16 protein-coding genes are annotated in these 14164 nt (G+C 36.5%); 1 reads left to right on the plus strand and 15 read right to left on the minus strand.

Going from position 1 to position 14164, the window contains the following annotated elements; all coding sequences use genetic code 11:
- Positions 1-198: 198 nt before the first annotated feature.
- From hepT to ACWNMY_RS02790, 14 genes are all read right to left on the minus strand, one after another.
- Entirely contained in the window at positions 199-1161 is a 963-nt protein-coding gene (gene hepT, locus ACWNMY_RS02725; protein WP_449536753.1) for a heptaprenyl diphosphate synthase component II, read from the minus strand.
- A gap of 38 nt (positions 1162-1199) precedes the next feature.
- Entirely contained in the window at positions 1200-1904 is a 705-nt protein-coding gene (locus tag ACWNMY_RS02730) for a demethylmenaquinone methyltransferase (RefSeq protein WP_449536754.1), read from the minus strand.
- A 3-nt stretch (positions 1905-1907) separates the two neighbouring features.
- Entirely contained in the window at positions 1908-2723 is an 816-nt protein-coding gene (locus ACWNMY_RS02735) for a heptaprenyl diphosphate synthase component 1 (RefSeq protein WP_449536755.1), read from the minus strand.
- 148 nt (positions 2724-2871) lie between these two features.
- Entirely contained in the window at positions 2872-3102 is a 231-nt protein-coding gene (gene mtrB / locus ACWNMY_RS02740; RefSeq protein WP_449536756.1) for a trp RNA-binding attenuation protein MtrB, read from the minus strand.
- A gap of 110 nt (positions 3103-3212) precedes the next feature.
- Complete coding sequence (folE, locus tag ACWNMY_RS02745; protein ID WP_449536757.1) at positions 3213-3779, minus strand: GTP cyclohydrolase I FolE; 567 nt, start codon at positions 3777-3779, stop codon at positions 3213-3215.
- Positions 3780-3907: 128 nt separating this feature from the next.
- Positions 3908-4180, minus strand: a complete 273-nt coding sequence (locus ACWNMY_RS02750) for an HU family DNA-binding protein (protein ID WP_449536758.1) — start codon at positions 4178-4180, stop codon at positions 3908-3910.
- A 378-nt stretch (positions 4181-4558) separates the two neighbouring features.
- Positions 4559-6037, minus strand: a complete 1479-nt coding sequence (spoIVA, locus tag ACWNMY_RS02755; RefSeq protein WP_449536759.1) for a stage IV sporulation protein A — start codon at positions 6035-6037, stop codon at positions 4559-4561.
- 456 nt (positions 6038-6493) lie between these two features.
- Positions 6494-7213, minus strand: coding sequence for a hypothetical protein (locus ACWNMY_RS02760; RefSeq protein ID WP_449536760.1), 720 nt, complete (start codon positions 7211-7213; stop codon positions 6494-6496).
- 27 nt (positions 7214-7240) lie between these two features.
- Positions 7241-7441 carry a DUF2768 domain-containing protein gene (locus ACWNMY_RS02765; RefSeq protein WP_449536761.1) on the minus strand — a complete coding sequence of 67 codons (201 nt, stop codon included), beginning with the start codon at positions 7439-7441 and terminating at the stop codon, positions 7241-7243.
- A 445-nt stretch (positions 7442-7886) separates the two neighbouring features.
- Positions 7887-8927, minus strand: coding sequence for an NAD(P)H-dependent glycerol-3-phosphate dehydrogenase (locus tag ACWNMY_RS02770; protein ID WP_449536762.1), 1041 nt, complete (start codon positions 8925-8927; stop codon positions 7887-7889).
- Between the two features lie 15 nt (positions 8928-8942).
- Complete coding sequence (der, locus tag ACWNMY_RS02775; RefSeq protein ID WP_449536763.1) at positions 8943-10253, minus strand: ribosome biogenesis GTPase Der; 1311 nt, start codon at positions 10251-10253, stop codon at positions 8943-8945.
- Positions 10254-10537: 284 nt separating this feature from the next.
- Positions 10538-10723 carry a capping complex subunit for YIEGIA gene (locus tag ACWNMY_RS02780; RefSeq protein ID WP_449536764.1) on the minus strand — a complete coding sequence of 62 codons (186 nt, stop codon included), beginning with the start codon at positions 10721-10723 and terminating at the stop codon, positions 10538-10540.
- A complete protein-coding gene (locus ACWNMY_RS02785; RefSeq protein WP_449536765.1) occupies positions 10720-11616 on the minus strand; it encodes a YIEGIA family protein in 897 nt (298 codons plus the stop codon). The genes ACWNMY_RS02780 and ACWNMY_RS02785 overlap by 4 nt, the downstream gene beginning before the upstream one ends.
- Position 11617: 1 nt before the next feature.
- On the minus strand, positions 11618-12217 hold the full coding sequence (locus tag ACWNMY_RS02790; protein ID WP_449536766.1) for a YphA family membrane protein: 600 nt from the start codon (positions 12215-12217) through the stop codon (positions 11618-11620).
- Positions 12218-12395: 178 nt separating this feature from the next.
- Here ACWNMY_RS02790 and ACWNMY_RS02795 point away from each other — a divergent pair, with 178 nt between their 5' ends.
- Positions 12396-12539, plus strand: coding sequence for a YpzI family protein (locus ACWNMY_RS02795; RefSeq protein WP_449536767.1), 144 nt, complete (start codon positions 12396-12398; stop codon positions 12537-12539).
- Positions 12540-12747: 208 nt separating this feature from the next.
- Here the strand turns inward: ACWNMY_RS02795 and rpsA are convergent, their stop codons facing one another.
- Complete coding sequence (gene rpsA / locus ACWNMY_RS02800; protein WP_449536768.1) at positions 12748-13887, minus strand: 30S ribosomal protein S1; 1140 nt, start codon at positions 13885-13887, stop codon at positions 12748-12750.
- Between the last annotated feature and the right edge of the window lie 277 nt (positions 13888-14164).

A 14164-nucleotide genomic window follows, 5' to 3' on the forward strand; every position in this document is an offset into this window, starting at 1 on the left:
AACTTAATTCATCAACTATGCCTTTGGCGTAGTTACGCCGAGATTGTTGGCCCATACGAAGCGGGACATGAAGACGCTGCTATAGGAAGTGGCGGTTTTAGACTTCGGTCCCTATGCACGAATATTCTATTGAAATCTGTGGCATCCGCGCCTGAGTCTTTAACATTATTCAGTGGGAGATAACCTCCACTGAATATGTTAAAATTTTCTTTTTCCTATATACTTTGCAATACTTGTTAAGGTATTTCTCGCACGACTAGGAGGCAATTCTCCTAGAACCTTATATGCCTTTTCTAAATACCGATAACTCATTGCCTCTGATTGTTTAATCGCATCTGATTGTTTGATAGATGTAATGATCTGTTTAATCTCAGTTGAAGTGGTTTGGTCTGAAACTTGGATGATTTCTTGTTTTAATTTTTCATCCTGCATTGCATAGAGTACTGGCAAAGTAATGTTACCCTGTAATAAATCACTGCCAGCCGGCTTACCCAATTGTTCCTCCGTACCCGTAAAGTCCAAAATATCATCTGTAATTTGAAATGCCATTCCAACATAGTAACCATATAGGAAAAGCTTTTTATGAATTTCAGTCGGAACACCTGCGGCAATTGCACCTAGTTGACAACTAGTCGCAATTAACAATGCTGTTTTACGCTTTATTCTACGTAAATAACAACGAAGATTTTGATCGAAACGGTATTTATCCTTGATTTGTTCAATTTCACCTAAGCAGACTTCTACAATTGTGTGTGCTAGGATTTTATGCAATAAAGGATTTTCAAGTTTCGTGATGATTTCAAGAGAGCTCCCTAGAATATAATCTCCAGCATACATTGCAATTTTGTTGTCCCATTTGGCCTTAATAGTAGGTTTACCTCTTCTTATATCTGCATCGTCTATGACATCATCATGTACTAATGAAGCTGTGTGTATAAGTTCAAGTGTAACAGCAACATTTTTAATTACATCAATATCATAATTACCGAATTTGCCTCCTAACAGAACAAATACAGGTCGCAATCTTTTTCCACCAGATTGTAACAAATGCAATCCCGCCTGTTTTAATACGGGGTGCTCACCTTGGATGGATGCTTCCAATTCTTTTTCTATTATTGCTAAATCCGTATTCAAATAAGAATACATCAAAGATAATTTCATTGGTTTCACCTTAATTTACAAAAATATGAAGCAAAGGACTAATTTTTATATCCCAAATGCATGGCGGCAACACCTAATGTGTATGGCTTAACCTCAACATTTGTCAAACCCGCTTCTTCAAACATTTTAGCAAGTTCCTTCATTCCTGGAAAATCCCTTGCAGATTCTTGTAGCCACGAATACTCCTCATAGCTTTTCGCAAAGAGCTTACCAAAAACAGGCATAACAAACCGGAAATAGAAAAAGTATAATTGTTTAAATCCGATGAGTGTTGGTTGGGATGTTTCTAAACATACAACCTTGCCCCCAGGTTTTACAACTCTGTACATTTCTTTTAAGACTGTCAAATAGTCTGGAACATTCCGAAGGCCAAATCCAATCGTTACATAATCAAAAGAATTATCATCAAAAGGAAGCTCCATCGCATTTCCATGCACTAGTTGTACTTGGTCAAGTTGAAGATTTTTCACCTTTTCTTGTCCAATTTTAAGCATGTTTTTACTAAAATCTAGACCGATTACTTTTCCAGTAGGTCCCACTGCATTGGCTAATGCGATAGTCCAATCTGCAGTACCACAACAAAGGTCTAATGCGGATGCACCCTTTTGCACATTCATTCGTTTCATTGTATCTTTACGCCAAGCTTTATGTTGTTGGAAACTGATTACGGAATTCATTTTGTCATAATTCTTATATATTTTTTCAAACACATGATGTACGCGTTGCTCTTTAGATTGCTGCATGTATTACCCTTCTTCCACAATCTTATTCATTGTTAAAGAATTACCTTTGTGTAGTAATTCATTCATTCGATTCAGGAGGATATGATTTATTTTAGGATTTGTAGCAAGAACCTTTTCTAACAACTTACTTACATTAGATAAGTATTTATCAAATTCTAATAGAATAATTTCTTCCTGATTCTGTTTATCAAGTTGAGACAGAGACTTCTTAAGCGAGTCAAATACAATTGAACTTCCATCTCTGACATACATTTCTCTTTCATTTAGAAGCCTTTTCAATAATAAGAATGGTGGAACTAACTCGTCCCATTTTTTTATTTGAAAGCTATTTACTATTTTTTGAAAAATAGCTGACTCAACTAATTCTAGATAAGAAAATAATTTACTTATTTCAGTATAATCTATTTGATAGAGGTAAATTTTCGCTTCATTTACTTCTTTAATGCCTTCTGCCAATGTACGAATGAAGGTTATATCGGATGATTGAGCAAGGAGATAATAATACAATCCGCTAAAGTAGTCTCCTGCGAGCACACTCAATTGTTCACTTCGCATGCTTTCATCTGAATAGGTAAGTCTATTGGGGACTGATTCATGGGTATCTAATGCCTGCTGAACAAGCATAGTAGTAAGGATATAATGTTCTGATTGCTCTCTTGGTAAAAGTAAATCCTCATATAAAGAGTACAATAACAAGATTTTATCCTCATCAATACTCGGTGCTTCCATATACTTTTGAAGGTATGAGTGTTTTGTTTTTAACTCAACAAGTCCCTTAAGATTGCTAACTATTTCTTTGATGTCATGCAAATCAATCACCCTTGTTTCCCCAATTTAAATAGTTGTATTATTTCTATTTACAATTACTTTATATTAGTGTTCATAAAACAACGTTAATTATAACATACATCCATTAGTATTTTCCTTAGTTTTATGAAATGCAAAAGAAAAAGCAGGGTTTACCTGCTTATTTTTTCGAGTCTGATTTAATTTCCCCATGACTAGTTTGGATAATTGCATCTCCACGTACTTTTATAGCAGAAGTATGTTCTGTGAATTGAGCAATCATTACTTCCCCTTTATCCAATTTTTCGGAATGATGAAAACGCGTATCAGAACCTCTAGTTAACCCTATAACGTTCACTCCATCTTCAGCTGCCTTGATTACGATAAAATCCGAGTTTGAATTAGCACTCATCCTTTTTCACTCCTACAACGTGTCTATGTATATGTTCACTCATCAGAATTTATTCGGAAGATGAGAAAAACTCATATCTTTCCTTACTATCTCGTAAAATGGGTTTGATGTCAATTCTTTATTAATGATAAAACCTCACTACGGGCTGCTGGATCCTTTTGTAAAATTCCACGGACAGCTGAAGTAATTGTTTTTGCCCCTGGCTTCTTTACTCCACGCATAGTCATACACATATGCTCTGCTTCAATTACAACCATTACACCATGTGGCTGTAACGTTTCTACGATCGTGTCTGCAATAGTGGAAGTAATTCGTTCCTGTAGCTGAGGTCTTTTCGCGACGGCTTCTACAGCCCGTGCAAGTTTACTTAGGCCGGTTACCTTTCCTCCTTTTGGAATATAGGCAACATGAGCATGTCCGAAAAATGGTACAAGATGGTGTTCACACATTGAGAAAAAGGGAATATCTTTTACAAGTACCAATTCTTCATGTTCTTCACCAAAAATGGTTTGAAAATATTCTTTAGGATCATCCTGTAGTCCTGAAAAAACTTCAGCATACATTTTAGCAACTCTTTTTGGGGTATCAACTAATCCTTCACGATCTGGGTCCTCCCCAATTGCTTCTAAGATCATTGTCACCGCTTGTTCAATTTTATTGTAGTCTATGGAAGTCATACTTAGATAACCCCTCCTTAATCACATACTCAGTCCATTGATTCTAGCATAATTATGTATAAATAACAAAAAAGAGCCGTCAAAAAACGACCCTTTCCTAGTATCTTTCACATAGTATCTATGTAAAATTATTTTACTGCATCCTTAAGCGCCTTTCCTGGTTTAAATGCAGGAACCTTGCTAGCAGCAATTTCGATTTCTTCACCTGTTTGTGGGTTACGACCTTTGCGAGCTGCACGCTCACGTACTTCGAAGTTACCGAATCCGATTAACTGAACTTTGTCCCCCGACTTAAGAGCATCAAGAATAGAATCAAAAACTGCATCAACAGCTCTTGTAGCATCCTTCTTAGAAAGTTCAGCGCTTTCAGCTACCGCGTTAACTAATTCTGTTTTGTTCATGACATTCACCTCCTCCCAAAAGAAGATTTCAAATCATATTAATTTTTATACAAGTTTAGTCTAGTTATGTAAGTCACTCAATATGTAGTATGTTACTAACATGCCTTATAATAAACGATATCTAGACATAATTCAATCTTTTTCAACAGAAATTCTACCTTTTTATGTATATTTGTCCAAGAAATCATCTGCTTATATTGTAAAAAGCACTTAAGTACTGATTTGCAAGCAATATTTCTATTAATTATTCTAGGTTACTGGGTTCACATACTTTATCATCATACTTATAATCTCCAATCTTCATTTCAAAAGTATGTATATTGTTTTCCTATTCAGTATGCACAACAAAAAAAAGACTCCTTACAAGGAGCCTCAATCCTATAATATGATAGCAATCAGTCCGCCTGAACCTTCGTTAATAATTCTTTCAAGCGTTTCTTTTAACTTATAGCGTGCATTCTCAGGCATCAATGATAATTTTGCTTGTATACCCTCACGTACGATTGAACTTAGGGATCTACCAAAGATATCTGAATTCCAGATAGACAGTGGGTCGTCCTCAAAGTCCTGCATTAAGTAACGGACCAATTCTTCACTTTGTTTTTCTGTTCCGATAATCGGTGCAAACTCGGACTCTACATCTACCTTAATCATATGAATGGATGGCGCTACCGCTTTTAAGCGAACACCAAACCTTGAACCTTGTCGAATGATTTCAGGTTCATCCAAACTCATATCAGACAATGCTGGTGCTGCAATTCCATAACCTGTTTGCTTTACCATTTTTAACGCATCTGCTACTTGATCATATTCAGCCTTAGCGTGTGCAAAGTCTTGCATTAGCTGTAAGAGATGATCTTTTCCACGGATTTCAACACCCACAACTTCTTTAAGAATTTGATCGTATAAATCATCTGGAGCATATAAATCAATTTCCGCTACACCTTGCCCCATTTCAATTCCAGCTAAGCTTGCTTGGTCAATAAAGTCATATTCACTAAATTGGCCAACTACGCGGTCTACATCACGTAATCGTTTGATATCTTGTACTGTATCTTTCACAGCATCCTGATAACTTTCTCTTAACCAATGATCCTCTCTTAAGACCATTACCCAGCTTGGAAGATTTACATTTACTTCTAATACCGGGAATTCATATAGTGCTTCACGTAATACGTTATAAACATCACCTTCACGCATACTTTCTACACTCATAGCTAAAACTGGAATATCATATTTTTCATTTAACTGTTGGCGTAGAGCATCTGTCTCAGGATGATGAGGGTGCACAGTGTTAATAACCATGATAAATGGTTTGCCTACCTCTTTAAGCTCTTCAATCACACGCTCCTCGGCTTCGATATAATCCCTTCTTGGAATTTCACCTATCGACCCATCTGTTGTAACAACTACACCGATTGTTGAGTGCTCTTGGATAACCTTTCTGGTTCCAATTTCAGCAGCTTCGTGAAACGGAATTGGCTCTTCATACCAAGGTGTATTAATCATTCGAGGACCATTTTCATCCTCATACCCTTTTGCCCCTGGAACAGTATACCCTACACAGTCTACTAGGCGAATGTTCACATCAAGCCCTTCTTCAACATGAACAGAAACAGCCTGGTTTGGAACAAATTTTGGCTCAGTTGTCATAATCGTTCTACCTGCAGCACTTTGTGGAAGCTCATCTTGTGCACGAGCCTTATCAGCTTCATTACCGATATTTGGTAAGACTACTAATTCCATGAACTTTTTTATAAAAGTAGATTTACCTGTTCTTACTGCACCAACGACCCCTAAATATATATCGCCACCAGTACGCTCAGCGATATCTTTAAAAATATCTACCTTTTCCAAGTGTGATCCCTCCCGATTTTACAGTTCTTGGGATAAATTTATCCGTTTACTACATATTCTAGGACATTATATTTGTATGACGTTGTCCTAAATAAATATGACTATTTTTTGAAAAAAATTCCCCCCAATAATATGTAGCAGCAATGTCATGTTCAAAAAGGAAGATAGAATGCAACCTAGCAAGCTATTTTTCTTAAACCTTTTGAACAAAAAATTAAATCAAATACGCCTTGACGTAATTGCAACCAGATTTTTAGGTCCACATAAGGTGGGTCACAAAGATGTTGCCATAAGATGTGGAGTTCTAAATCTTTGATCTTGTTACCGAAGAATTTCCACTAAAAATCTGAAACAACCACCAGAGGCTTTACCTTTATTCAGATGAGATTTGAACTTTTATTTGAATAAAGAAAAACCCTTCTCTTAGAGTTTATGTCTAAAAGAAGGGTTCATGACTTAATTATCTAAAAAAATTGGTTCGTTTTCGTCATTAATGGTATACGGAAGGGAATTAGTAGGAACAAATAATGAATTATTAATTAATATATCCCTAATATCATCACCGGGTTTAAATGTATGGTCATGCTTCGTTAGATATTCATATAAATCCATTCGATAGTCTACAAATATTTCATTCGTATTCGTTATCAAAAGAGGTAGGTTTTTTCCTGAGAACGGACTAACAACAAATGGCTCCTCTTTTAATCCTAGCTTGCTATAATCTAAGGTAAATACATTTGTATTGAGCTGTTCCTTAAATGGAGCATACCCATTTGATTGACGATACATATGAACACGTAAGTTAAGCTCACTAATTTGTTCTGAAATTCGTACATCTAAAAGTTTAACGGTTGGTTTTGTTTCGACATCTACTAGTACATATAAATAAACCCCACCAGCTTCATATGAATTCCCAGGAGGTTCTGCTATGTATCTAGGTGAAAGCCTATTAAAATCAATTGGATATTTTTGATAGATAGGCGTTTCCATATCTCTTGTCTTAATTGGTAGAAGGCCGCTACTATCTTGCTGAAATTGATCTACAGCTCTTTGAACAGAGGCAATTTGATCTTCATAGGGTATTTGATTTTTTGCAAGCTTGTCTTCCGGGTACATGCATCCTGTAAGTAATGTTACCAAAAAAACAATAGCTAACAGTTGTAATGTAATTCTCATATTTATACCATCCTTATATTTGTATCTCTACTCACTAACAGGTCCGCTAAATACAACAAAGAATATAATAATTCCTGCTAGAATCATAAAAAGGTATGCAATCGTAGCTACTATCCCCTTAAGGATGCCCTTAAGTTTAAATCGACTAAAATAAATTGAAATGACAGCTATAAACATAAATGCAATTCCAGCAAAAGATATCCACATTTTAAGTAATCCTGGTGTCACTTTTTTCACTCCCTTGTCCAACTCTTACATCCGAAAAATATTATATCATAATAACCCCTTATAAACTAAGACAATGTTGTATAAAGCACAAAATGGTCACAATGAAACGAATAAATTGATCTTCGAATATCGCCAGTAAGATTTATCTTACTTTTCAATCCAAATAAAAAAAACTGAAGTAAAGAGGGGCACCTTTACTTCAGCAAGATGAAACAACTAAATATTACTCTTATCCAATCGTTCAACCCACAGTATACTACGTTGCATTTTATGCGAAATCAGCATGAAATGTATCGTCTAATGCCTATTTTTTGCGAGAAAAGTGCAAGCGCCTTGCTCTACTAGTATGATTGTAAAAGCAAATTGTTTAGAAATTCCGCTATTATTCTCTTTGCCATCATATGCACATAAAAAGGGGTACGTGTAATAAATATAGTTTTATTTTTTAAATGGAACCTTTTTCATCGAAAAAGTTAAAAAGGTCTGCCATCTCATTTGTCCTGCCTCGCGACATTAACTGATCTACAGCTTCTTTTGGTGATTGATTGTTAAATAGAACATCGTAAAGAGCAAATGTAATCGGCATTGAAACATCCATTTTTTTCGCTAACTGATAGGCAGCTTTCGTTGTTCGAACACCCTCGACTACCATCCCCATATTATCAAGTACTTCTTGAAGACTATGCCCTTTTCCTAACAAATTTCCTGCACGCCAGTTACGTGAATGCACACTTGTACAAGTAACAATTAAATCCCCTATTCCTGTTAATCCAGAAAAAGTCAAGGGATTTGCACCCATTTTGCTACCCAAGCGTGAAATTTCCGCTAACCCACGCGTAATTAACGCTGCTTTGGCATTATCACCATACCCGAGACCATCAGTAATACCTGCTGCTAATGCAATAATATTCTTTAATGCTCCGCCTATTTCAACACCGACTATATCTGGATTTGTATATACTCGAAAGTGCTGATTAATAAATAAATCCTGAACATATTCAGCGCTCTCCATATTTTTTGAAGAGACAGTAACAGTTGTTGGGTGACGTAGTACCACTTCTTCAGCGTGACTAGGCCCAGAAAGCACCACAACGTCCTTTAGAAGAGGAGATGGCATTACCTCCTCAATCATTTCAGATATCCGTTTTAATGTATCTGGTTCGATTCCTTTACTGACATGAACAACGGTTAATGGTGTTGAAGTAGCTTGACTTATTTTCGGAAGGACTTCTCGAATTGCTTTTGTCGGAACAGCAAGCACAATCGTATTGACACCCACTAATGATTCACCAATATCAGTAAAACCTGTAATTGTTTCAGGCAGTTCCACGGAAGGAACATATTTAGAATTCGTATGTTTCGTGTTAATCTCGTCAATTTGTTCCTTTCGATGTGCCCAAATCCGAACATCATGATTATTATCTGCAAGTACAAGTGCAAGAGCAGTTCCCCAACTACCTGCACCAATAACCGTCACTTTCTGCATTCTTTTTTCCCCTTTCTATTTTCTAGCCCGAGCAATTAGCTTAATTGGTGTTCCTTCAAATCCAAACGCATCTCTAATTCGGTTTTCCAAGAAACGTTCATATGAGAAATGCATTAATTCTGGTTCATTTACAAACACAACAAATGTAGGCGGTTTTACTGCCACTTGCGTTACATAATAAATACGCAATCGAACTCCCTTATCAGTAGGTGCCGGATTCATTGCTACAGCATCCATTACCACATCATTTAATACATTTGTTTGAACACGCATTGAGTGATTTTCACTAGCAAGATCAATCATCGGTAACAGTGTGTGAATTCGTTTTTTTGTTTTTGCTGATAAGAAGACGATTGGAGCGTAATCAAGGAATTGGAAATGATCACGAATTTTCTCCTCAAATTCAGTCATTGTTTTCTCGTCTTTTTCAATTGCATCCCATTTATTTACGACAATTACAACTGCTCGACCTGCCTCATGGGCATATCCAGCAATTTTTTTATCCTGCTCAATAATTCCTTCTTCAATGTTCAACACAACAAGGACAACATCTGAGCGTTCAATCGCCTTAAGAGCTCGTAAAACACTGTATTTTTCGGTACTCTCATAGACCTTCCCTTTTTTCCTCATTCCCGCTGTATCAATAATGACATATTCTTTTCCATCAAACGTGTACTTTGTGTCAATTGCATCACGAGTAGTTCCTGCTATGTCACTAACAATAACTCTTTCTTCACCTAGTAATGCGTTAACAAGGGAGGACTTTCCAACATTCGGTCGGCCAATAAGGGAGAATTTAATTATATCCTCATCATATTCCTCATCTCCATGGGATGGAAAATGCTTAACAACCTCGTCCAAGAGATCGCCTAGTCCGATTCCATGAGAGCCGGAAATAGGAACAGGTTCACCAAATCCCAATGCATAAAAGTCATAAATATCCGATCTCATTTCTGGGTTGTCCACTTTATTTACTGCAAGGACAACTGGAGTTTTCGAACGGTATAAAATCTTTGCTACTTCTTCATCCGCACTTGTTACCCCTTCACGACCACTTGTCATAAAAATAATGACATCTGCTTCATCAATTGCTATCTCTGCCTGATGTCTAATTTGTGCTAAGAATGGCTCGTCTCCAATATCAATCCCGCCAGTATCGATAATGCTAAACTCTTGATTCAACCATTCTCCTGAGCTATAAATCCGATCTCTTGTTACCCCAGGTACATCTTCTACGATTGATACCCTTTCTCCTACAATTCGGTTAAAGATCGTTGATTTTCCAACGTTTGGTCTTCCAACTATTGCCACAACTGGTTTTGCCACAAGCTTTCTTCCCTTCTGAACTTATCTCTATAAACATATATCACATAAATATGTATGAAAAGCAACTGAATTGAAATGCATTAGTACCTTTAAACATGTAAACTCGATATACATTTGGCGTGTCTCCTGAAAAAAAGCAACTTACGCTAGTTCGGTGATAAAACTAGTAAACGAAGTTCCAGATACCGCCGCTTCCTAATGTTTTAATAAATAAACCCTTCTAGGATAAGAAGGGTCTAGCTTTTACATTCTATCAAAAATAAGAAACTTCAACAATCAAATGTTTAGTGTTTCACGATAATATACAAGTTCTCACTAATTTCGTGTGCAATTCCATCTAAAATCGCCTCTAAATTAGCAGTTACTTGCTCCATCTCTTGTTTTGATTGACAGGTAAACACAGGTGTACCTCCTGTAACCTTTGAAGAATCTAACGTAATGGCTGCTAAAATATATTTTTCTAAATTCATTCTAGTGGCTGTCCCTTCTGGTTAGCTTTACTCTCCGTAGGCATTCGGATAGCATTTTCCAAAGTAGGCACTTGACCAATGACCTCGATTGCTTTTTTAACGTCCCTTTCCTGTGGTAGAACAAAAACTCCTACACGACCATCATCCAAATCTCTTTTAGCCAACGGGACTAAAGCAGGTGTACCTGAATCTCGGAAAACACCTAGTGCATTTGAAACATCATGTAAAATAGCTTGTCTTTGCCCTAAATTAGCTATGGTTGCCCGGGCATTAAATGATTTTGGTTTTAAGATGAAACCCATTCCGTACTTTAACACTTCCTTTTGTCTTGCAGGTAATCCAATATTCATAATATAGATATTGTCAACATACAAACCCGCTCCATCAAAGGTTGGTTGGACATACTCGATATCCACAATATCTTTAAGCTTACTTCCTGCCATTAACTTTTTACAAACAAAAAGACAAATGGTCCCTACAATAATTCCTGCCCACATATTAATAGCAAGATAACTAAGAGTAGATAGAAAGGATGTAAAAATAACTAAATAATTTCGACTTTCGAAAGCAACGGCTATCCCCTCAATATAAGTCTTCCCTCTTGGCACAAGTTCATAAGAGTCCATCTCGGTAAGGGTATTACGCTCCATATTACGTACATCACGAAATTGTGAAGCTGCAATTGTTAAAAATGTTATAGCTGTAAAATCCTGTTCCATAATGGAAGGTACTGCTACTGTACCTAGTCCTGCTGCAATAAAACCAAGTGCAATGTGAATGATTTTCCCATGTAAATAGGATGGATACTGGCGATAATCAGTTCGTAACATGTACAAACGAACAGCAACACCAAAAATGACTCCAAATAATATCGGATAAGTATATTCATTCATGCTAACCATGTTTCTCCTTCGTGTTTTTTTGGAACAATACGTCAACATGACGTAGTAGTATTTCAAGTGAAGACCAAACAAAAATAAAGCTGAAACTTATTGAAATCACATCTAAAAACACGAGCGAACCAATTTCATATGGGAAATTGATTTGACTGACAACAATCCCATAGAGTATGTCTCCTTGAATGGCGCCTATTGCTAACCCCGCCAATCGTAAGCGAAAATCCTTTAGGAGCATTAACGTAACGTATATTAACACAGCCCCTAGCAATAAATTGCGATCTAAAAATAGCCATACAGGGTCATATAACTCGAATAATAGGAAGCTAGAATAGGCTAAGGAAATCGTGAGAATACAAATTAACAAATAGAGCTTTTGTTTATTCGGCCTTTTTGAAATCTCCTTCAGGCAAAAAAATAAAATTGGAAATACACTTGCATTAATTTGATAATCACTAAATCCAACATAATATCCTGATAAAATAATTGAAATTAAAAAAAGAACGGATAAATATAGCCTTTCCTTGCTTTTTTTCATTAAAAAGGTACTACATACCCATGCCATCCAACAGATCCAATAAAAAAGGACACCCTCCACATTTCCACCTCCTACTATTCCCATTATGGCTTGAAATTATGAAATTTAACCCAATTGAATACCAAAATTCCTTTTAAGAAACAATAAAATGAAACATCACTATCAATTTAAGATGTACCTACAATAAACTGCCCAAATTTTGTGCTTTTATGTAGGTCAGCATAAGGAGGGATATGATTTGGGTAAAGATAGACAAACAAGAAAACATAAAGAAGCAAGACTAACGGAGTCAGACCGCGATCAGTCGATAGACTATCCTGGAGCAACAAGATTAGATACACCTGAGGAAGCTAGAGATATTAATCGAATGAATCCAAAATAAAAGCTCTCACCCAATTTGGATGAGAGCCTCTGAGTGTTTTCCTAACGCTTTCGAACGAATTTATTTCTCGTACTTGCCGATAAAGAAGACATTCTTGACCAAAAGCCTTGTATCACAAGTATTTTTCGAGATAACCTGGTCCAATTCAAATTAAAAAAACACAAAAAAGTGTAGACAGTCTTAGAAGGACTTGTCTACACTCTGCTAATTACTTTTTCAATTTATTTAATGCGTCACCAATAACTTCTCCAAGTTGGAATCCTGTTGATTCCTCTTGCTGTTGGTATTTGCTGAAATCTTCCTCAATCTTTTCCTCAAGGTCTTTAATACTTAATGAAATACGTTTTTCCGATTCATTAAGTTCAAGTACCTTCACACTGACTACTTGATTTTCTTTCAATACTTCATGCGGTGTGCCAATATGCTTTGATGAGATTTGAGAAATATGAACAAGACCTTCTACACCCGGTAGCACCTCAACAAAGGCACCAAAAGAAACCAGTCTTCTTACTGTTCCTTCAACTACATCACCAACTGATAACTTCGCTGAGATATTCTCCCATGGCCCTGGCAACGTTTCTTTCACAGATAAAGAAATTCTTTCATTATCTCGGTCAACTGATAAAACTTTCACCTTAATGGTTTGGCCTTCTTGAACTACGTCAGATGGCTTTGATACATGCTCATGTGATAATTGAGAAATGTGAACTAATCCATCAATTCCACCAATATCAACAAAAGCACCAAAGTCCGTTAGTCTTTGAACAGTACCCTCGAGGACATCCCCAACTTTTAAGGATTCAAGCACTTGTTGTTTTTGGTTCTTTTGCTCTTGTTCAACAACAGCACGGTGTGACAAAATTACTCTGTTTTTATCACGGTCTAATTCAACCACTTTGACAGTTAGCGTTTTGTCCTTATAATCTGAGAAATCTTCTACATAATAGTTTTCAACTAAGGATGCCGGAATAAATCCTCTTACACCAAGGTCAACAACTAAGCCGCCTTTTACAACATCCTTTACAACTGCCTCAAATACCTCACCTGAGTTAAATTTTTGTTCTAACTCATCCCATGCTTTGGAAGCTAGTACAGCCTTTTTGGATAAAATAAGTGCTTCCTCTTCTACTTTTATAACGGCTAATTCTAATTCCTCACCATCTGAAACAACATCACTCGCTGTTTCAACATGGAGACTTGATAGCTCACTTATTGGAATAATACCATCCAATTTGCTGTTTTCAACTGCTACAAATACCTGTTTGTCATCTACTTTTGTTACTTTGCCAGTGATAACATCACCAACCTGTAACTCCTTGTACTCTACTTGATTCATATCCTCCGCCATTTTAAAATACCTCCTTCTAAATCAAACACTTAAAGCTGTTTTATGTATGTATCGCTGGTCTATATAGCTATTAAAAAGAGTACCCTCTTTCTAAAAACTTAAAAGGACACTACCTCTTAATAAGATTGAGTCAATCTATTAACTACTAATAGAAAAAGTCCTTTGATACACTGATGATTACAATTGCGCCTGAGCGTATATGAGAGCACCACTTTCTGGGAGAACTCCCTGTAACCCACCTCGTGTGGGCCGAAAAACCAAGGATATTCTCAAAGTT

The sequence above is a fragment of the Ferdinandcohnia sp. Marseille-Q9671 genome (assembly GCF_976954385.1).

Bases quoted from the DNA above. Each gene is read 5' to 3' on its own strand.
- hepT (WP_449536753.1), bottom strand. From the start codon at position 1,161: ATGAAATTATCTTTGATGTATTCTTATTTGAATACGGATTTAGCAATA.
- ACWNMY_RS02730 (WP_449536754.1), bottom strand. From the start codon at position 1,904: ATGCAGCAATCTAAAGAGCAACGCGTACATCATGTGTTTGAAAAAATA.
- mtrB (WP_449536756.1), bottom strand. From the start codon at position 3,102: ATGAGTGCTAATTCAAACTCGGATTTTATCGTAATCAAGGCAGCTGAA.
- folE (WP_449536757.1), bottom strand. From the start codon at position 3,779: ATGACTTCCATAGACTACAATAAAATTGAACAAGCGGTGACAATGATC.
- ACWNMY_RS02750 (WP_449536758.1), bottom strand. From the start codon at position 4,180: ATGAACAAAACAGAATTAGTTAACGCGGTAGCTGAAAGCGCTGAACTT.
- ACWNMY_RS02760 (WP_449536760.1), bottom strand. From the start codon at position 7,213: ATGAGAATTACATTACAACTGTTAGCTATTGTTTTTTTGGTAACATTA.
- ACWNMY_RS02770 (WP_449536762.1), bottom strand. From the start codon at position 8,927: ATGCAGAAAGTGACGGTTATTGGTGCAGGTAGTTGGGGAACTGCTCTT.
- ACWNMY_RS02780 (WP_449536764.1), bottom strand. From the start codon at position 10,723: ATGAATTTAGAAAAATATATTTTAGCAGCCATTACGTTAGATTCTTCA.
- ACWNMY_RS02785 (WP_449536765.1), bottom strand. From the start codon at position 11,616: ATGAATGAATATACTTATCCGATATTATTTGGAGTCATTTTTGGTGTT.
- rpsA (WP_449536768.1), bottom strand. From the start codon at position 13,887: ATGGCGGAGGATATGAATCAAGTAGAGTACAAGGAGTTACAGGTTGGT.